Consider the following 19,468-nt stretch of genomic DNA (forward strand, 5'->3'; position numbering starts at 1 on the left):
TGTTCTTGCCACACCCCGAGACCGAGAACGATTACTGCGATTGAAATAACGTAGACCATGATGAACCTCTTAGTGATCGCCGGTGTTGGTTCTTCCGGCCACGGGTCTAATGTAGGGTCTGAATGTTTATTCTTCAAATGGCGATAAGTCATTATTAATATGAATTAAATTCATTAATCGTCATATTGGTGGGAGCTTAAATGGAGATTAGGGACCTGGGTCAGCTAGATCTAAACCTGCTGGTGGCGCTCGAAGCGCTGTTGGAGGAGCGGTCTGTTTCCCGCGCGGCTGAGCGTCTCTATATCACCCAGTCGGCCATGAGTAAAACCTTGGGAAGGCTGCGTGATTTGTTCGATGATCAGCTGTTTGTGCGCCGCGGGTCTGGCATGGTGCCTACGCCTCGGGCGGAACAACTGGGCTTAACGTTGCCGGAAGTGTTGCGCGCGGTGCAGGGAATGGTCCAGCCTTTAGAGTTTGATCCGCTCGCGTATAAAGGGCATATGAACTTGCTGGTGCAGGGACATATGGGCGTGTGGTTTCTTCCCTCTTTGATTACCAAGCTCGCGCAAACCGCGCCTGGGCTAAAAGTGCGTGCCTATTCCCGCGCCGATCAACCGTTTGAGCAATTGGCAGATGGGGCACTCGATTTTGCGCTGCAGGTCGAACGACTACAGTATCCAAAGGACCTTGAAATAAGTACTTTGGCTTTTGCTCAACCGGTGTTGCTGGCGCGCAGGGGGCATCCACTGGAGGGCACCGAGTTTGGCATTGACGATGTCGCCCGTTATCCCCAGGTAGCGCTGCTATCTACTGATCTGAGTGAATTGAAATTTCACGAGGGCAACGCAGCAGCAATTTTAGAGTACGAGCGACGTGCGGACCCTCACGTGGAAACAGATGATTTACAGACTGCTGTGCAAATTGTCAGTCAAACCGACTACCTGTTTCCTGCCCCACCGATGTTTATTGAACAGTTTAATTTGTCGCGAGACATGGTAGCTCTGCCTCTACCCGGAGTGGGGGCATTTGCAATCAAGTATGTCGCGGTGCGTCATCAACGGGTGCTGGGATCTGCGCCGCACGAGTTCTTTTATCAACAGGTACTTGAGCTTACTGAAGAGTTCAGGCACAAATTTGGGCTGCCTGATCTGGCAGAACTTCGCAAGCTACGCTAGCTGGCTTACTGAAAGAGAGGCGAGCTGCTATCCTGCTTTTGAATCGAATAGAGGGCCATATTTTGCACGAAGACCGCTTAACCATTGCTATGCAAAAATTTGCAATTGCTGTATGTGGATTGACATTCATGACGGGGCTGGCCGGTGCTCAGCAACTGGAGGATAGCCTAGAGGTTGTGACAGACACTACGACCAGCGCCGTGGTCTCACAACAAAGAGTGGATGTACTATCTCGAGAGACTCGTCTTCTGCTGGAGGAATACCGAAGCCTGAAAGAGAGTGTGGAGTACGAGCAGGCCTATACCCGGGAACTGGAGCAGTTGGAGGTCTCTCAACAGCAACAAATTGATTCTCTCAATCGCCAGATAGCACAATCGAGAATAACCCGTCAGCGGATTGTTCCGCTAATGCGGTCAATGGTCGATGCGCTGGAAAGCTTTGTTGTGCTCGATTTACCCTTTCACCAGGAGGAGCGTATTGCGGCGGTGCTGCAACTGAAGCAGCGATTGGACAGGACGGACATCTCAGTATCTGCACGGTTTCGCTTGCTCCTGGAAACCTATCAGATCGAACAGGGTTATAGCGGAACTGTAGAAGCCTGGAGAGGCCCTCTTAACCTTGAGGGGGAAACTTTTTCCGTTGAGTATTTGCGTTTGGGGCGAGTCGCGCTGTTTTACCAGAGTCTGGACCGTAAAAGCAGTGCCTATTGGGATCGCGATACCCAGTCCTGGCTGACGTTAGAGGCAGAGCACAACCGCTCACTGTCTCAGGCGATGCGAGTGGCGCGTAGCCAAACGGCGCCGCAGTTAATGGCATTGCCCCTTATGGCGCAGGGAGGCCCGCGATGAAGCAATGGATAGCAGCGACTCTCGTTATTGCTTGTTGGCTACCTGTCGCTTCTCTGGCTGAGCAGCAAATCCAGGACCTGGATCAACTACTGACAGCGGTCAAACAGCAGCAAGCTGAGCAGCGTGAACTTAATCGACAGCGTGAACGCGAGTTTCTGTTTGATAAACGGCAACAGCAGCAGCTCTTGCAAAAAGCACGAAGTGATTTCGAGAAGTATCAGCAGGAAAACCAGCCACTGCTGGCAATCACCGATAAAAATGCAGATGAGCTCGCCCGCTTGGAGAAAGAGCTTTCCGGGGTAGTGGGCGATATGGGCGATGTTTCCAACACATTTCGTGAGTTCGCCGGTGATTTTTCTGCGGTGCTAAGGGAGTCGATGGTCAGCGCTCAATTTCCTAAGAGACTAGAGCAGGCGCAGGCTCTGGCAGACGCCGATATTCAGGCCAGCATTGAAGAAATACAGGCCCTTTGGTTGCTATTGCAGGAGGATATGACGGAGTCTGGCAAGGTGGCGCAATTTCCGGCGGCTGTGATCGACAGTGCGGGTGCGATGCAATCGGTTGACGTTCTGCGAGTTGGCGTGTTTTCCGCCTGGAGTAGTGGAGACTTTTTACGCTATGTCCCCGAGACCGCCGAATTACTGTCCTTGAGTCGGCAGCCGCCGATGCGCTATCGCAACGCGGCTCGTGAGTTTGCACAGGCTGATAGTGGTATTTACACACTGGCGATCGACCCGACTCGCGGCAGTCTATTGGGCATGCTCAGTTTTACCCCAGATTTACGCGAACGCATAGAGCAGGGCGGAACCATCGGATTTATCATTATTGGCCTGGGGATGTTGGGCATAGCGCTGACACTTTGGCGCTTGGTTTATTTGCTGGGTGTTTCTCGCCGTATCAATCGTCAGCTGCGCACTGTGTCCGTCCCCACAGCGAGTAATCCCCTGGGTAGGGTACTGCTGGCCGTTGAGGGCCTTTCAGTGGAGGATGATGAGCTCGTGCAACTCAAGCTGGACGAGGCGGTTCTTGCAGAAATACCGGCGCTGGAAAGAGGCAATGGACTGATCAAACTATTCGCTGCAACCTCACCTCTGCTAGGCCTGCTGGGCACTGTGACGGGCATGATTCTGACCTTTCAGGCTATTAGCCTGTTCGGCACCGGTGATCCGAAGTTAATGGCGGGGGGGATTTCCCAGGCATTGATGACCACTGTCTTAGGCCTGGTTGTTGCCATACCCTTGTTGTTTGGTCACAGTGTTGTAGCTTACTTATCGAGGGTCATGGTCCAGCGGCTGGATGAACAGTGTGCCGGTGTTTTAGCGCGCTCAGCTGAAAAGCAGGAGCCCTGATCAATGGTGCTCTGGTATGAAGTCACCGACTTTATGGATCAGGGAGGTCCAGTGTTATGGCTGTTGTTTTTCACCTGCCTCTTGCTTTGGCTGTTGATTTTAGAGCGAGTCTGGTTTCTGCGTTTGACCTGGCCCCCACAAGCAAGGACCTTGATCAGTGAATGGCAAGGCCGTGCGGATCGCAGGTCATGGAAGGCCAAAAAGATTCGCGAGTCGGTGGTGTCCGAATCGTCAGTTCAACTTCACGCACAACTGTCGATGATCCGTGTACTCGTTGCTATGTGCCCTTTGCTTGGCTTATTGGGTACGGTACTGGGAATGGTCGGTGTATTTGAAGTGATTGCCGTGAGTGGAAACGACGATGCCCCAGCGATGGCAAGGGGGATTTATCGGGCCACCATTCCGACCATGGCCGGGCTGGTTGTGGCTCTTACGGGAATCTATTTTACCGTTCGCCTGGGTCAGTTGGCGGATCGCCGTGCCAGTGCTCTGCGCGATGCAATGCCTTTGCTAGACACAGCAGGGGGGGCGACCCAATGATTGCCAGACGCCACCTTCCTCCGGCTGATGAAACCGAGCTGGATATGACGCCCATGTTGGATATCGTGTTCATCATGCTCATCTTTTTTATTGTTACAACGTCCTTTGTAAAAGAGTCGGGCGTCACTGTATCAACGCCCCAGGCCGACACGGCTGCGCCACAGGAGAGTGCCAATATATTCATTGCCATCACCGCCAATGGGGAAGTCTGGATAGATCGACGACCGGTGGACCCCCGTAGCGTTCGCGCCATCGTAGCGCGCTTGCACGCCGATAACCCCGAAGGTTCGGTCATCATTCAGTCGGACGGCGAGGCTTCTACCCGCATGTTAGTGGAGGTGATGGATCAAGTACGCCTCGCAGGAGTGGAAGGTATTGCTATTGCAGCTGATAAAGGCCCGCAATGACGAGGAGTATTCCCTTCAGGTTATTGCCTGCTTTCGCTGGTGCCCTGGTAATTAGTCTGGCGATTTTTCTGTTTATGCAAAGTCTGATCAAGCGCGGTCAGAGCGAGGACCTGCAGTTGGCGGTCTATCAAAAGGTGGAGATTCTGCGCCAACAGCCTGAAACAGAAGAATTCGAGGATATGAATGAGGCGCCCCAGGAGACGCAGCAGGAACCTTTGATGGAGCAGTTGCAAATGGCTCCGCCAACACCCCAGCCACAGCAGGCGCTTGAAATGCCATCACTGGATCTGGGTGTTGGCGATCTTGATATTCGCGCAGTGGGTGATAATTTTAAGGCTCCGTTGGGTGCCGCTGGTGTTGTTATCCCCGGTGGTGGACAGGATGCCAAAGGGTTTGTGGAAGTGGTTCCCTACAATACGCGTAAGCCCAATGTTCCGAATGTCGCCTGGCAGAATAAGATAACGGGTTGGGTATTGGTCGCGTTTACGGTGACGCCCGGTGGCGATACGCGTGATGTACGCGTGTTGGATGCAAAACCTCGCGGTGTATTCGAGGAAAAAGTGATTGCTGCTGTGGAGGATTGGCAGTATTCGGTGAAGTTCGCCGGTAAATCTTCTGCCAATGTGGTACTGACCCAGCGTGTCGATGTTCGTTGGCAGGATTTCCCTAACAACATTCCCAACGTAGACTGACCGTGTCCGGACTCAAATTCATATTGCTGCTTGCCTGCTTGTTCGCGCCGGTCACTTTTGGGCAGGAACAGGGACAATACCGCAGTCGAATCATGCTCGACCCATTAGGAGAGATGGGCAGGGGTTCCGAGATGTCTGTTGCAGAGCTTGAGAAGCAGATTAGTAGTATTGAAGATCCCTACGCAAAGTCCAGTGCCGGCCGCTTTCTCGCACGACATTATGTGCAGCAAAAAGACTACGCCAGCGCAATCGCCTATTACGAAGAGGCGTTAGACGCAGCGGGTCTGTCGGATGTAGCCAACCGGGAAATGCTGCGCGAACTTGCTCAGGTCTATTTGCTCGATAGCAATCACTCCCTGGCCGCGGTTGTTTTACAGCGCGCCCTGAATATTGACCTGGTCCCTGACTCTCGAGATTTTTTACTGCTGGCGCAGGCGCACTACCGTATGGGCGACTACGTGGCGGTGGTGGTCGCGCTTGATGGAATTCAAGCTAATGGCTTAAAGCTCGAAGTGCAGCAATTGCATCAGGCTCTCGCACTCTACTATCGAGCCGGCGCTTATGAGCAATGTGAAAATATTCTTAAACAGCTGCTTAAAGTTGAGGTTGATAATCCAGAGAACTGGCATCAACTGGCCTCAGTTTACCTGCAACAAAACAAGCAGAAACAGGCTTTGGACCACCTTAGTCTTGCGTTTGAAAAGAGGGTTCCTTTTATCGAATCAGAACTTTTGTTGCTGGTAGATTTACAGGCTGTAAGTGGCAATCCCTATGGTGCAGCAATGACTCTGCAAAATGCGATTGCACAGGACGCTGTTTCGGCTGATGCCGTCAACCAGCGCAAGTTGTTTGAGCTTTGGTTGCAAGCGAGGGAACGAGATAAGGCCAAGGCCGCGCTGGTGACCGCAGCACAAATTAGTGGTGATACCGAGCTGTACTTGTACCTGGCTCAACTGCAAATGGAAGAGGAAGAGTGGCTGCCCGTCCAGTCGACACTGCTTGAAGCTTGCGAAGAGCGGCTACAGGACAGGTTTGTCAGCCGGGCTAACTTACTGCTGGGTGTGAGTTTATTAAAGCAGGATAGGGCGCCAGAGGCTCGAAGGGCATTTATTAACGCGACACTGGTGGGCGGCGCCAATGCCCAGGCGGCGGAGTGGCTCTCATTTATGGATGCGCAGCCAGCGACTGAAAACGAATTGCGACGTGTGAGGGGGCCCTGCTATGGCTCTGAAGGTAAGAGAGAGCCCCTGAAGAAAAATTTAGGTGAGCCAGCACTTGCAGTAGACCCAATGACGGAGATTGCCGCTGCCCCTGTTGCAAGCGGTGACCCGGTCGCTGTAAAAACGATTGCCAAGATGCGATTTTTTTATAGCAGCCATAGTGAATCTCTGGCTGATTTGTTGCCGCAGGTGCGTTCCCTGGCGGGGCGCTTGAACGTTAGTCTGGTTAAAGCCGCAGGGACAGCAGATGGCTCCGTGCACGTTTTGGGTATACCAGGAGAAGACTTACGCCTGGCGATGCCAATTCGTGGGTCGGCGCAGGCGAAGGGTAGATACCGGATTTATAATGCCAAAGAATTTCGATGTGCATGGAAAGTTGTCGCGCTTGATGGAACAGCCTCCTCAGGAATGTTGGAGGAATTTACCCGGGATATATTGACCTCTGGCTATAAGGCAACTGGCGGCTACCGGCTGGTGGTAAAGCAGGGGAAGCCTGTAACAATTGAGTTACAGGTGGGAATAGAATAAACAGCTTAGGCGAAGATGGCAGATCGGAATGTATTCTTTTCGTTTTTTCCAAGTGTTTTTACAATAGAGCAGTGATTGGGCCTCGCATTATCGCCGCGGGAAAGTCCATCGCCACCACCGGCCGTCACGCGATTTTCACCAATGGTCGTAAGCGCGATCTTATGTTTGATCTGGGGCCAGAAGGCGGTGTGGTCAATGGCCCCTATTCAGGTTGTTGATGACTGGATTGCTGGCACTGAGTGAAAAGCCCTTACTGGCTGTGGTACCAGATTGGAGATGACCAGGCTCGTTCCTGCAGAGTAGGGGAATAAAAGGCAGCGCTAGTGGGGTCAATACAGCATTTGCTGTATACATCGCCAGTCGCGCCAGACGCCTGGGCCAGGGCCGTTGCTTTTTCTGCCTGGCTGGCACAGTTCTCTGCAAACGGATTTACACCCGCTGCCTGGCACTGCAATGTGCTCCAGCGACAGCTGGGGTTCTCCAAAACCCGAACATAGTAGAACGAATCTTCGTTCACCTTGAATTGTGGGTCACGCCATACCTTGCAGCTTTGGGTCATGCCCTGGTCGACGCGCTCACAGTTGGCAGGGTTTATTCCCGCTCCGTTGTCTTTGCGACCGGCGATATCGAAAACCTGTTCGCGACTGACTCCGTTTTCATCTACCCAGCCTTTGATGATTTGTACTCGTTGGATATCCGTACCAGCACTTCCCTGTGTTCCAGGGTCTTTTTGTACGCTGACCAGAAAGTCCGGGCTTTCGTTAAGGCCGCGAATATTTCCACCCATCGGAACTCCATTGGCATAGGCTTGTTCCAGCATGTCATAGGATTGACAAAGCTCATCCGCGAGGTCGCCAGCGAAGAAACGCAGGCTGGGTCGAGTGCCACTAGTGGCATAAGTTTCTTTGCGCCTGATTGCCGCGAATATACTATCGCGGGAATTTTCTTCCGCCCAAACTACAGCCAGACCACCGGGGTTTGAGAAGAAATGATCCTGAACGTTGGTGTACTGGGCATCGCGTCTTCCCAGGTGGCCCACGTAGTTATTTTCCTCGGCACTGCCGGGGGCTGCACTATGGGAATCGGTGCTGCCGATGAAGCCCATCACAAAGGGGTTGGTGCCTGTCTGTTGCTTAATTTTGAGGCCATCCTTGAGTGCATTTCTCACCATGTTGCGGCGCGCGAACTGCTCTAGTGGAACTTCCAGCGCCCGATCGGTTCGTACTTTTCCATGCACAGTCCCCATCATGTTCAGGTTGTCTGCGGGAATTTGTTCAAAGTCACAGGCCTCATCGATGGTATCCAGCCCCATTTTACGCAGTCGATCGAAACGGCATTCCGATGCACCCTTGTGCTGTATCAGTTCAACCACGGGTTCGAAAAACAACCTGTCCAGCGTTTCGCGCTCATTTTCAGGGTCCCTGAACATGCGGCCACCGGCGAGATTGGAATTGTGTGGGATGGAGAGCACATCACAGGTGTTGTCCTGATCGGTACATCGCGTTCTCAGTTGCCGCCACAGACTGGGGAAACTGTCGTAACCGGTGTCGTAAACTGAGACGGGCATTGCGGGCACCTCGGTATTTCTGAAGATGACGTTACGGTGCATATTGTTTTGGTCAAATGCTTCGGTATATTCGTAGGCGACAAAGGTGGTGAAGCCACATTCTTCACTGCGATCATAGTGATCCTCCGCGGCCTGTTGGGTCTGCTGCCAGGTTTCCCTGTCTCCCTTGTCACAATCAGAAACGCTGCAGGCGAAAGATTTACTCGGAGGATCTTCCAGTTGGCCGCCCAGATCTGTCCACCAATTGGCAGCAAGCAGTTGTAACCAAATGTTGCTGGCTCGGGTCATCATGCAGTGGGGCCACCAGTAACCGAGTTTTGAATCGTCCAGTGTGCAGACATTGATCTGACCGAAAAACTCAGCGTGATCCGTTACCGCAGTAAAATCCAATGGCCTGCCAATTCTCGCTTCAATGGTTTGATCGCCGTTGGCGTCGGGCAGAATGATTGCACCGCCCTTGGCGTATCGATAAGCATCCCAGGGATCGCGCCGCTGACTGGAAAGGTAAGAATCAAAGGAGTAGCTAGTGTGTACGTGGAGGTCGCCAAACAGGGCCTGGCGCGTCAACTGGTGGTCGCGGCAGGGTTCTCGGAGCTCAGTGCGTTCAAATGACTCTTTTGCTGTGCTCGGCAAAGTCAGCAGTAGTAAGCAAAGAATGCCAAATCGATGGAAAACCATCATGTAAGACTCACTTTTTTATGTATTAGAGCGCCTCTACTAATTTTCGCGCGGAGAGGATTGCACCATCAATATAGCTGATATCCTGACAGTCGCCTATGCGGTGTACTGGTCCCCGATAGTCCTCAAGCTGGTCCGCGATACGGGTGTCGCCCTCGGTGCCAATGGCGATGATCACCTGTTTGGCTTTCACACTTTGTTGAACACCGTCATGTTGGAAACGAACTGAATCTGCGGTGATTTCATCGATGGGGGAATTACTAAAAATGGTGACATTATGCTCTCGCAGGGTATGCAATACCCTGGCTCTGCGCACAATAGCCAGTTCGGCACCCAATGAGGGTCCTGGTTCTATAACCGTAATCTTACGACCCCGTTCTACCAAATACTCTGCCAGTTCAAGCCCAACCAGGCCTCCGCCAATAATTGTGACTTCGTCTGCAATGGGCATCCAGAATCTGGATGCGAAACGCATTAGGGAAATACTGCGCAATGCCTGGGTCATGTTACCCGCCCACAAAATCAGCCTGGCCAACAGTGACAGTTTCGCAGCTGCTAGCTTGTTTCCTCCAAAGAGGACACCGCGCAATTCATCGCCATCAAAAACATGGCGTTGGGACTTGCCTGGGATATTTGGGGCTTTGCGAATGGCCCCTGTCGCGAGCACGACATGATCTGCGTTGAAGCTGCGAATATCTTCAGCAGTGGCAGTTTTACCCAGTTGTACCTCTATCGGCAATCGATGCATTTCACCTGCGAGATAGTCAATAAGTCGTTCGTTAGGCTCGTAGGCCAGTGCAGCTATTCGGGCAGTGCCGCCAAAATCTTTTTCACGCTCCCAGAGTGTAACGTCGTGTCCTTTCTCCGCAAGCAGTCGCGCCGATTCCATGCCGCCGGGCCCACCACCAATAATCAAAACCTTTTTGCGATCGTTACAGCGGGCGATGATGTCGCCTTCATGCTCACGGCCCATGCTGTGGTTGACGGCACAAACCATAGGCTGGTTGATAAAGATCTGGCTGACGCAAATGTAGCAATAGATACACGGTCGGACCTGTTCCGGCGAACCTGCCTTTAACTTGTTCGGCAGATCCGGGTCGGCAAGCAATTTTCGCCCCATCGCCAGGAAGTCGAAGTGACCTGCCTGCAGGTGTCGCTCCCCGACTTCTGCTTCAATGCGGCCGACACCGATAACCGGGATACCCACGGAAGCTTTTACCTGTTTTGCGAAACTGATGAAGCCACCGGGTTCGTGTACCAGAGGTGCCTCGGTAAAGGCGATTGCGTGTGCCACGTTGCCATAAGCGCTCACATCAATGGCGTCTGCACCGGCTTGTTCGCACAAGGCTGCTGTTACCGCGCAGTCATCGGGCGTAATGCCGCCCTTAGTCCGATACTCCATTGCATCCAGTCTTACCAAAATTGGAAAGTTCGCCCCTGCGGCCTGGCGGATCGCGCTGATCATTTGGGTCAGGAATCTCGCCCGGTTTTCACGGGAACCACCGTAGTTGTCTTCGCGCGTATTGGTATAGGGGGACAAAAAGCTGGCCAATAAATACCCGTGGCCAGCATGCAGTTCGACTCCGTCAAACCCTGCACTTTTTGCTCTTAGTGCGGCCTCTACAAACTCTGCGATAATCGCGGCAATATCCTGCTCAGTCATCTCATAGTATTGAGGACCCTTGCCATCAGGCCCCGCAGCTTTGATGAAGTGTCCGATTTCCTGCTGGGTCAAGACATGAAACATGTCGCTGGCGGACCGTTTTAGCGGCGAAGGTACAGGTATGGGTCTTCCAGCGGCGGTGTCTTCCTGTGCGATCTTGCCGCCGTGATTGAGTTGTGCAACGATTTTGGCACCGTGCCGATGCACACGCTGAGCCAGTTGGGTCAATCCAGGAAGGAACTTGTCATCCGAGAAGGCGACCGTATTAGGCATGGTGGAACCATTGGGAAAGCAGGCAGCCGAAGTTTCTAAAACAATTAACCCGGTGCCGCCCTTGGCACGCGCCTCGTAATAAGCGATTAGGCGTTCGTTACATTGTCCGTCTTCGGAGGCAAAGTTAGATCCCATGGCGGCAAGTACAATGCGATTGCGTAACTCCATTGACCCTATGCGACCAGCAGAAAGCAAAATATCGAAAGATAAGGACATAAAATCGGCCTCATGGGCTTTTATAGACGCCTAATCTTAACGATGCCGGCTACGGCGCACAGTACTGCTGAGTTCAATCTTATAAACATCTGCGTTCTGACCGGGTCAGGAGTGAACGTAAATGTTTATAAAGTTGGAGGCAGAAGTTCTGTCAGAGGAGGGCTTGACTGCCCATACTATTGATCGTGCGGGTACAAAAATATATATTTGGTGCCTGAGATAAACATAATAACTCATTTGGAGATGCTCTCATGTTGAAGCAATACAAACTTTCGGTTTTGAGTCTAGCGGTCGTCGCCGCAATGGTTGCGTCTAATAATGCCAGCGCCCAGTTGGAAGAGGTGATTGTCACTGCTCAGAAAAGGGCTGAAACATTGGTTGAGGCCCCTGTTGCAGTGTCTGTGGTGACGGCACAGGAGATCAATGATCTGTCTATTTTTCAGGCGGACGAGCTCAGCAAACTAGTGGCCGGCATGGAAGTGCGTTACGAGGGAGACAGCAATGTCGGCGTGGGCCTGCGCGGTGTCGGTACGTTCGCACAACAGTCCGCGCCTGCGAGAGTGGGTGTATACCTGGATGACTTTTACATGGCATCGCAGGCAGCGGTTGCTCTAGCGTCTATGTTCGATATGGCTAATATTCAGGTTTTGAAAGGCCCGCAGGGTACTCTTTATGGTCAGCCATCGCCCACCGGTGCGCTTGTAATGGCGTCTCAAGATCCCAATTTCGATGGCCTTAGCGGTCACATACAGGGTAGTTACATGGACCCTACCGGTTACAACGTGCAGGGAGCGATCAACGTTCCGGTTACAGACACCTTTGCTATCAGACTGGCAGGTCTGGTTGATGAGCGGGAAACAGGGACAAAAGTAGTGCGCGATCCTAGTGTGAACTTTATTGAAAAGTCACTCGACGAAGAGCGTAATCGCTGGGGCGCAAGAGTCAAGTTGCTGTGGGAACCCACTGAGGACTTTCAGGCTAAGTTAGCGTACCTGTACATGGAGAGCGATGCGTCTGAAACGTATCGAGTCGTGGAAGCGGTTGCCGGTGGAAACCCCAACCTGGTGAATTATCCGAATTTGAAAAAGGGCGCTCGCACATCGATTTCCGACAACGCTGACGAAACCAGCAAAGAAGACACTATGGTCACCCTGCACTTGAACTGGTCGGTAGGTGATGTCGAAATAAAATGGTTCAGCGGTATGCTTGAGTCTATCCAGAACGTGATTAGCGATCAGGATATCTACGACCTGCCGACAGGAATTCTTGAACAGAAAACCGAGTTTGGTGAGGGAGGGGGCAGCAACCAGCATGAGCTGCGTATCAGCGGCACAGCGTTTAATAACTGGGACTGGGTTGTAGGCGGATACTATGCAGATGCTGATTCACTGACCGGTGTTGTCGTCAATCAACACATTTACAATTCGGCGGCTGATCCGAGTCTGGGAAGCCAAGGCGTCTTTCCGTTCACCTTAGACATTCCAATTCCCTCGCGCATAAAAGCAATTTTCACACACAACACGATCGCCCTGACTGACGACACTGACCTGACAGTCGGTTTGCGTTATAACTCTTTCACACAGCGGGCTGGAAACGTCCAAAGTGGTGATTTTCTGTTTGGATCAAGTATTTTACCCGGCGGCGAAATTACCGATCCGATTATAGTCATCGAAAATGCGTTCCCCTGTTTTGATGGCCAGGTGGCGCCTTGTGAATTGGGAGAATCGTATGACGTGAGTGAGTGGACGGGCACTGTAAAACTTTCGCACCAATTCAGTGACGCGTTAAACGTTTACGGCACACTGGATCACGCCTATCGTCCTGGCGCTGCTAACTTTGATACCACAGGAGTTTTTACTCCTGACCTGAATGCGTACGACGGTGAAGAAGTCGACAGTATGGAGGTGGGTGCAAAGGGTGAGTTATTCGGTGGTAGCGCCCGGTATACTGCAGCAATATATTTCAGCACTTATACCGATTATCAAGCGCGAGCTAATTTTGAAGCTTATAACCTGGCCACAGGCGCTAATGAAATTATTACTAATTCTCCGTGGGTCAATGTCGATGAGGCAGAGCAGTGGGGTATTGAGGCTGACCTGCGCTGGTACCCGGTAGACAACTGGATGCTGTTCGGCGGTGTCAGCTATGCTGACGTTGAGTTCAGTGCCGGCGACATTCCCTGTACTGATCCCGGTCAGGCACCGGTCGGCCCCGATAACCGCTACAATACGTGCGCTGCTGACGGCTTGAATGGCAGTGAACAGCCGCAATTTAATGCCACTTTGCAAACGGAATACACATTCCCGCAATTAATGTTCAACAGTGATGTTTACGTTGGCGCCCTGTACGCCTATCGTGGCGAAATTGAGGACATTCCTGGAGATACTACCGGCCGTTTGGATGCGGACGCCTATGGCACCCTGGACCTGTTCACAGGGCTGCGAGCGGAGAGCTGGACTCTGCAAGTGTTTGCGAAAAATATCACTGATGAGGATGGTGTCTACTCCCGGCGCCCGGTGGGCCTCGAGTACAATGAATTGACCATGACACCGCCTCGTACTGTAGGCGTAACTGCCAGTTATAACTTCTGAGTAAACTCGCAGGACTCTTGCATAAACCCGGGCTCGGCCCGGGTTTTTTTTTGATCATCGATGAGAATAATTTCTAAAATATTTATTGTTGAGGGTTTATAAAATGGCTTATCAGTGCATTACCACAAGTCGGGAAGGTCGAGTGTTTATCCTTACTATAAACCGCCCTGAGGTAATGAATGCCATAAGCCCGGCGGCGAGCACTGAAATGTCTGCGGCACTGGATGAATTTGAATCGGATGATGCCCTCTGGGTCGCGATCATCACTGGCGCAGGTGATTCAGCGTTTTGTGCCGGTGGCGATATCAGTCTGATGGCAAAGGCAAAAACGGAAGAGGATTATCAGATGCCGTCCAGTGGTTATGGTGGCATAACGAATCGCACCAGTTGTTATAAGCCGATAATTGCAGCAGTAAACGGCATTGCCTTTGGTGGGGGGTTCGAGGTTGCCTTGGCCTGCGACATTATTGTAGCAGGAGAAAATGCGATATTTGGTTTGCCAGAACCCAAGATTGGCACGGCAGCTGTTGCCACAGGCATGCATCGCTTGGCGCGTGAAGTGGGCCTAAAATCTGCTATGGCTCTGTTACTCACTGCAGGTTCCATAGATGCAGAGCGCGCCAGGCATCTTGGATTGGTGGCTGAAGTGGTTCCGCAGTCGGATGTAATGGCAGCAGCGCGAAAGATTGCCGAACGTATTATGCGATGCGCGCCTCTGGCGGTTCAGGCAACTAAACAGTGCGTGCTGGAAGGACTCAACTACGCCGGTGTGCCGGCTGCGCAGCAGGCACAGGAGGCAGGAAAATTCGAACGCCTTGATGTCATGCTCAAAAGCGATGATATCCGCGAAGGCCTCAACGCCTTTATGGAAAAGCGCAGGCCCGAGTGGACGGGGCGTTAAATTCAGTCACTGCAAGACGGCTTGTTACGAACGCTGGTTGATCAGCAATAGGCGCCGCATCAAAAACGATCCCTATTTTTAATTGAACGGCCGCCTGAGCCGTCGACACTATTTAACAGGAGTACACATGAGGTTTTCACTATTAACCGGTCTGGGAGGCGTTGAAGATTATCTGGAAATCGCGCGCACTGCCGAGGACACAGGATTTAACTCGCTGGCGATACCGGACAGTATTTTCTACCCGGAAATTACTGAGTCTGATTATCCTTATATGAACACTGATTCGGTACGTCAGGTACTGGATGGTGTTCCCGTTCTCGATCCGTTTGTTGCCATAGCGACGATGGCGGCTGTCACTAAAAAATTGCGCTTTTATCCAGCGGTAATGAAAGTACCCGTAAGACAGCCCTTGGTGTTGGCCAAGGCCCTGTCATCGCTGGCGGTGGTTAGTGGCAACCGTGTCAGTCTGGGAGCAGGCCTGAGTCCATGGAAAGAGGACTTTACTTTCAACGGGGTCGATTTTGACGGGCGTGGCAAGCTGTTTGATGAGTGTCTTGAAATTATCAGGGCCGCGATGAGCGGCAATTACTTTGAGCATCAGAGCGATAACTTCGCCATTGGTCGTTGCAAATTATCACCAGCACCCAGTAAGAATGTACCTATCTTGATAGGCGGGCATGCTAAACCAGCGCTTCGCCGTGCCGCTCGAATAGGGGACGGCTGGGTATCAGCCAATACGGACTACCAGACTTTACAGGGTCTGTTGTCTGAGCTTGCAGAAATGCGTCGGGAGTATGGGACTGATGAGCGAACCAATTTTGAGATTCATGCATTTGACGTCTATGCACGCAGTATCGACGACTATAGGCAGCTGGAGCAGTTGGGAGTTACCGATATCTGCGTGACTCCCTGGAACCCCTATGATCCAGACATTAACCGGGATAAAAAGCTCGCAGCCATAGAGAGTTTTGCAAAAGTGATTATCGAAAATTACTGACAGCGTTCGCTGTTACCTCGATCATCTTGTGAGATTGGTACTAAAAAACGGGCAGTGCAAAGCGTGCTAGAATTTTTCCGGGCGCAGCATGGCGTCATGTCCACCATCGACAAACAACATAGCTCCGCAGATGAACCCGGCGTGCTCACCTAACAGAAAGCTGGCGGCCTTGGCCATATCCTCGGGTTGCCCCGGGCGCCCCACCGGAATAGACGCAATGAATTGTTTGATGGCGTCGCCATAGGTGGGATCGTCTTCTACTGCTGCGCTCAGTGGCGTTTGCGTGTAGCCAGGACCTATTGCGTTCATGCGAATGCCTTGTGCGGCATACGCAGCTGCGTTGCGTCGCATCCAGATCGTAACTGCTTGCTTGGTGCCTGAGTAGACTGGTTGTCCTTGCATCTCGTCAGCCAGCGCACAGGCTTGATCGCCGTCGTTGTTGAGTAAACTTTCCACGAATGTGGGATTGGTTTTCATGGGTGCCGAGTTTGAAGATATCATTAGCACCGCCGATTTATGCTCCGCCAGGTGTTCTCTCAAGCCCTCGACCAAATCCACGCTACCAAAGTAGTTCACCTTGGTGATCAGGCGGTTGTTAGGTACGTGAGAGCCAATGCCTGCGCATGCGACCAAACCCTGGAGTCCGCTTGCTGTCATCTCGCGAATGGCTAGCACAGCGCTAGCGCGACCCTCTGGAGACGATAGGTCGGCAACGATATCTGCTTCCTGAATATCGATAGTTAATATGCTGTGGCCTTCCGATCGAAGCTGCTGCGCGATGGCCTTACCGATTCCGCTGACACCACCGGTGATCACGTATGTTCCCATGACTCTATCCTCTTAATTTTTATGTTTGATGGGAGGGGATTTTCACTTTACGTTGCGATTATCCAGTGTCAGTTCCCAGTCGGGTACATGCAATTGAGGTGTTTTACCGCCATCAACGGGCAGTACCACGCCAGTGATGAAAGTAGATTCGTCGGATGCGAGAAAGCAAACTGTATTGGCAAGATCCTCTGGCGTACCCAAACGCTGGATGGGGATTGAATTTGCCATCAACGTTTTCATTGCCTCGTTCTTCCCAACCGAAGCGTTCAGGCCTGGTGTTTCTACAGCGCCGGGAGCAACCACGTTGACGCGCACGCCATAGGGTGCAGCTTCCATCGCCGCACACATGCTGAACTGGTTAACTGCTGCTTTTGCTGCGGAGTATGCGCCGGCAGCCAAGCCGGCACGAAGGCTGCTAACAGAAGATATGTTAATGATGGATCCGCTGCCCTGTGGCTGCATCACTCGCAATGCAGCCTGAACGCCGATAAAAACGCTCTCCACGCAGACGCCGAAATTGGCTCGCCAGTCTTCTATATTCTGATCCAGAATCATCCCGCCGATCACCGTAGGCGCATTGTTAACCAGTATATCCAGGCGACCATATTTATTGGCGGTGTCGCTGATTAATTGGGCGAAGGCATCAATATCGCCAATGTCCAGCTCAACACCTTTGAACTTGCCATCAAACGCGGCGATTTCATCTCCAAGGCTATCCAGGCGCGGCATGCGACGAGCGCATGCAATGACCTGTGCACCTTCGCGCGCCAGTTGCAGCGCCGTCGCTCTACCGATGCCCATGCTGCCACCGGTGACGATTGCGACTTTGCCTTCAAATCGTTGTGCACTCATGTATCTAGCTCCAGAAATTCTGATATTAAGGGGTTAAAGCGCAAGCACTGCGGTTCCGGTGACATGAAACCCGCGGCTGTTTTTTCCGACGAAGTCCACACTGACCTGCTGGTCTTCACTGAGTGCTGAGACCTGGCCTTGCATCACCATAGTATCGCCAGGGACATTGGGCGCGAGAAGCCTGAAGCTCAGGTTTTTTAGACGGCTGGTCGGTCCCGCCCAGTCACTGAGATAGCGACCGCACAGGCCGCAGGTAGTCAGTATGTTCATAAAGATATCGGGCATGGCTGCGGCGCGCGCAGCAGGGGCGTTGTGGTGCACATCGATAAAATCCTGTGATGCCAGAGCCCCGCCAATAATTAATTTATGAGTAATGGGAATGGTCAGTTCAGGCAGCGCTTGTCCTGACTTTAGTTCGTTGAAATCCAAAGCCTTAAAGTCAGGTTCAGGCGTATCGGATGCCATTGCCCTGGCTGCAGTAGTAGACGTGTCTGAGTGTGCTGTGGCGTCTTCGGGCGAGGAGTCTGCCTTGTATTGGAAGTAGGTGATCAAAGCTTCAGCAAAGCAGTCTTCGGTGTGATCGAGGTACTCAACACGCTCAGTGACAAAGTAGCCTTGGCCCAATGCCGTAGTTTTCAGGGCGCTGATGCTAATCACCGTGGTGTAGTGGTGTGGACGATCTCCTTCCTTCAGATAGCGATGGAAGTTGATGTCATAGCTCACGGCTACATTGTCGGGGAAACCCCTTTCCGCCAGGGAATCAAATACCTCGTAGGGTGGGGCATCGGTGGAACCGGGAGCGTATGCCATATTGATATCACGCATCGTCCACATTTGCATTGTGGAGGGAGGCGCGATTGCGCCATCAACGCCGACGCAAGACTGATACACAGGATCGAGATACAGGGGGTTTTTGTCACCCATTGCGCTGCACCATTGCCAAATTTGTACCCTGCTGACAGCATTGTAGCTGTTATAGGGTCCCAGGCGATTTCCTGTCATCGATTCAAGGTCGATCTTTTCGATAGCATTCACAAGTGATTTCTCAAAAATAACAGGCTAACGATAATATCTTCACTGGGGAGCTGCCAGCGCTGAATCAGTCTATTGCATAGACATATGCGACCACTGCAAATGCACTGGACCTTACAGATAAGGGCGGCTAGTGGCCGCCCTTGGTAGCGTTGCGACTGCTAAGTCAGCTGTGGCATTAGCCAATCAGACTGGCGGTACTGAGAAGCCGCCCCATACTGGCATGTAGTTATCGTCGTAATGGCTCGCCATTGAGGTGTGCAGGTCCTCAACTTCCCACTTCGTTGCTCCCTTGGGATTAACGAAAGCGTCGCGCAGCGTGGGCCTCTGGGCCACTTGTACTTCATTACCCCAGACAACATAGACCTCACCTGAGATCTTGCCGGCCTCAGGAGAGGCCAGATACCCCACCAGTGGAGCCACGTTGGCGGGGTCGAAAGCGTGAAAGCCGCCATCGGCAGGCGGTGCGAACATCTCGGCAGTCTGGCCGCCAGCTGTCATATCTGTGAGTGCACGGGGCATGATGACGTTGGCAGTGATGCCGTACTTGATGAGCAACTGGGCAGCGCCCATCGTCATTGCGACAATGCCGGCCTTAGCCGCGGCGTAGTTGGGTTGTCCCGCAGAACCATACAGTGCCGCTTCTGATGAGGTGCTAATCAATCGGCCGTATACCTCATCGCCGGCTTTGGCTTTTTCGCGCCAGTATTTGGTGGCATTGCGCATGTTGACGAAATGGCCGCGCAAATGAACACGAACGACAGAATCAAATTCTTCGTCAGACATGCCGAAAATGGTCTTGTCGCGACAAAAGCCAGCGTTATTGATCATGATGTTCATATCGCCGTAGCTATCCAGCGTTGCTTTCAGCAGGTTCTCAGCATCGGCAGAATCGGCGCAATCACCGTAGACGGCCATCGCCTCACCACCGAAGCTCTTAATCTCTTCGACAGCTGACTGTGCAGCTTCTATGGCATCGGGCAGGCCAATGTCATTGATGACAACGCGCGCACCCTGTTTCGCCAGTTGAATGGCTTCCTCGCGGCCCAGGCCGCGCCCGGCGCCGGTAATGACGGCAACTTTTCCGGTCAGGTCTCCCATTGAACTCTCT

17 protein-coding genes are annotated in these 19,468 nt (G+C 52.5%); 11 read left to right on the forward strand and 6 right to left on the reverse strand.

What is annotated here, in order from left to right; genetic code table 11:
• The first annotated feature begins 200 nt into the window (after positions 1 to 200).
• From EYC87_RS04735 to EYC87_RS04770, 8 genes are all read left to right on the forward strand, one after another.
• The gene (locus EYC87_RS04735; protein WP_279251841.1) at positions 201 to 1,175 is read left to right on the forward strand and encodes a LysR family transcriptional regulator; all 975 of its coding nucleotides are present in this window, start codon (positions 201 to 203) and stop codon (positions 1,173 to 1,175) included.
• A gap of 89 nt (positions 1,176 to 1,264) precedes the next feature.
• Positions 1,265 to 2,023, forward strand: coding sequence for a DUF3450 domain-containing protein (locus EYC87_RS04740; protein ID WP_279251906.1), 759 nt, complete (start codon positions 1,265 to 1,267; stop codon positions 2,021 to 2,023).
• Positions 2,020 to 3,372 (forward strand): MotA/TolQ/ExbB proton channel family protein, encoded by a 1,353-nt coding sequence (locus tag EYC87_RS04745; RefSeq protein ID WP_279251842.1) that lies wholly within the window; start codon positions 2,020 to 2,022, stop codon positions 3,370 to 3,372. Before EYC87_RS04740 ends, EYC87_RS04745 begins: the two co-directional genes overlap by 4 nt.
• 3 nt (positions 3,373 to 3,375) lie before the next feature.
• Complete coding sequence (locus EYC87_RS04750; RefSeq protein WP_279251843.1) at positions 3,376 to 3,912, forward strand: MotA/TolQ/ExbB proton channel family protein; 537 nt, start codon at positions 3,376 to 3,378, stop codon at positions 3,910 to 3,912.
• Positions 3,909 to 4,319 carry an ExbD/TolR family protein gene (locus EYC87_RS04755; protein ID WP_279251844.1) on the forward strand — a complete coding sequence of 137 codons (411 nt, stop codon included), beginning with the start codon at positions 3,909 to 3,911 and terminating at the stop codon, positions 4,317 to 4,319. Before EYC87_RS04750 ends, EYC87_RS04755 begins: the two co-directional genes overlap by 4 nt.
• Positions 4,316 to 5,011, forward strand: coding sequence for an energy transducer TonB (locus tag EYC87_RS04760; RefSeq protein WP_279251845.1), 696 nt, complete (start codon positions 4,316 to 4,318; stop codon positions 5,009 to 5,011). The genes EYC87_RS04755 and EYC87_RS04760 overlap by 4 nt, the downstream gene beginning before the upstream one ends.
• Before the next feature lie 2 nt (positions 5,012 to 5,013).
• Complete coding sequence (locus EYC87_RS04765) at positions 5,014 to 6,759, forward strand: tetratricopeptide repeat protein (protein WP_279251846.1); 1,746 nt, start codon at positions 5,014 to 5,016, stop codon at positions 6,757 to 6,759.
• Positions 6,760 to 6,830: 71 nt separating this feature from the next.
• The gene (locus tag EYC87_RS04770; RefSeq protein ID WP_279251847.1) at positions 6,831 to 6,977 is read left to right on the forward strand and encodes a hypothetical protein; all 147 of its coding nucleotides are present in this window, start codon (positions 6,831 to 6,833) and stop codon (positions 6,975 to 6,977) included.
• Positions 6,978 to 7,009: 32 nt separating this feature from the next.
• On the opposite strand, the gene EYC87_RS04775 is transcribed toward EYC87_RS04770, so the two are convergent.
• Together EYC87_RS04775 and EYC87_RS04780 are read right to left on the reverse strand one after the other, a co-directional pair.
• Positions 7,010 to 9,007 carry a DUF3604 domain-containing protein gene (locus EYC87_RS04775; protein ID WP_279251848.1) on the reverse strand — a complete coding sequence of 666 codons (1,998 nt, stop codon included), beginning with the start codon at positions 9,005 to 9,007 and terminating at the stop codon, positions 7,010 to 7,012.
• A 22-nt stretch (positions 9,008 to 9,029) separates the two neighbouring features.
• Positions 9,030 to 11,156, reverse strand: a complete 2,127-nt coding sequence (locus EYC87_RS04780) for an oxidoreductase (protein WP_279251849.1) — start codon at positions 11,154 to 11,156, stop codon at positions 9,030 to 9,032.
• Between the two features lie 251 nt (positions 11,157 to 11,407).
• On the opposite strand from EYC87_RS04780, the gene EYC87_RS04785 reads away from it, so the two are divergent.
• The 3 genes from EYC87_RS04785 to EYC87_RS04795 all read left to right on the forward strand — a co-directional run bounded on the left by EYC87_RS04785 (position 11,408) and on the right by EYC87_RS04795 (position 15,645).
• The gene (locus EYC87_RS04785; RefSeq protein ID WP_279251850.1) at positions 11,408 to 13,747 is read left to right on the forward strand and encodes a TonB-dependent receptor; all 2,340 of its coding nucleotides are present in this window, start codon (positions 11,408 to 11,410) and stop codon (positions 13,745 to 13,747) included.
• A 142-nt stretch (positions 13,748 to 13,889) separates the two neighbouring features.
• Positions 13,890 to 14,648 (forward strand): enoyl-CoA hydratase-related protein, encoded by a 759-nt coding sequence (locus EYC87_RS04790; protein ID WP_279251851.1) that lies wholly within the window; start codon positions 13,890 to 13,892, stop codon positions 14,646 to 14,648.
• Positions 14,649 to 14,775: 127 nt separating this feature from the next.
• The gene (locus tag EYC87_RS04795) at positions 14,776 to 15,645 is read left to right on the forward strand and encodes a TIGR03619 family F420-dependent LLM class oxidoreductase (RefSeq protein WP_279251852.1); all 870 of its coding nucleotides are present in this window, start codon (positions 14,776 to 14,778) and stop codon (positions 15,643 to 15,645) included.
• A 66-nt stretch (positions 15,646 to 15,711) separates the two neighbouring features.
• Here the strand turns inward: EYC87_RS04795 and EYC87_RS04800 are convergent, their stop codons facing one another.
• The 4 genes from EYC87_RS04800 to EYC87_RS04815 form a co-directional block, all read right to left on the reverse strand.
• Entirely contained in the window at positions 15,712 to 16,473 is a 762-nt protein-coding gene (locus EYC87_RS04800) for an SDR family oxidoreductase (RefSeq protein WP_040541475.1), read from the reverse strand.
• Positions 16,474 to 16,515: 42 nt separating this feature from the next.
• On the reverse strand, positions 16,516 to 17,325 hold the full coding sequence (locus EYC87_RS04805; RefSeq protein WP_007229342.1) for an SDR family NAD(P)-dependent oxidoreductase: 810 nt from the start codon (positions 17,323 to 17,325) through the stop codon (positions 16,516 to 16,518).
• Between the two features lie 33 nt (positions 17,326 to 17,358).
• Entirely contained in the window at positions 17,359 to 18,360 is a 1,002-nt protein-coding gene (locus EYC87_RS04810; RefSeq protein ID WP_007229316.1) for an FAS1-like dehydratase domain-containing protein, read from the reverse strand.
• 183 nt (positions 18,361 to 18,543) lie between these two features.
• Positions 18,544 to 19,458: an SDR family NAD(P)-dependent oxidoreductase gene (locus EYC87_RS04815; RefSeq protein WP_007229341.1), complete on the reverse strand. Its 915-nt coding sequence runs from the start codon at positions 19,456 to 19,458 to the stop codon at positions 18,544 to 18,546.
• Between the last annotated feature and the right edge of the window lie 10 nt (positions 19,459 to 19,468).

The organism is Candidatus Seongchinamella marina (assembly GCF_026262685.1).
In the GTDB taxonomy this organism is placed as follows: domain Bacteria; phylum Pseudomonadota; class Gammaproteobacteria; order Pseudomonadales; family Halieaceae; genus Halioglobus; species Halioglobus marinus.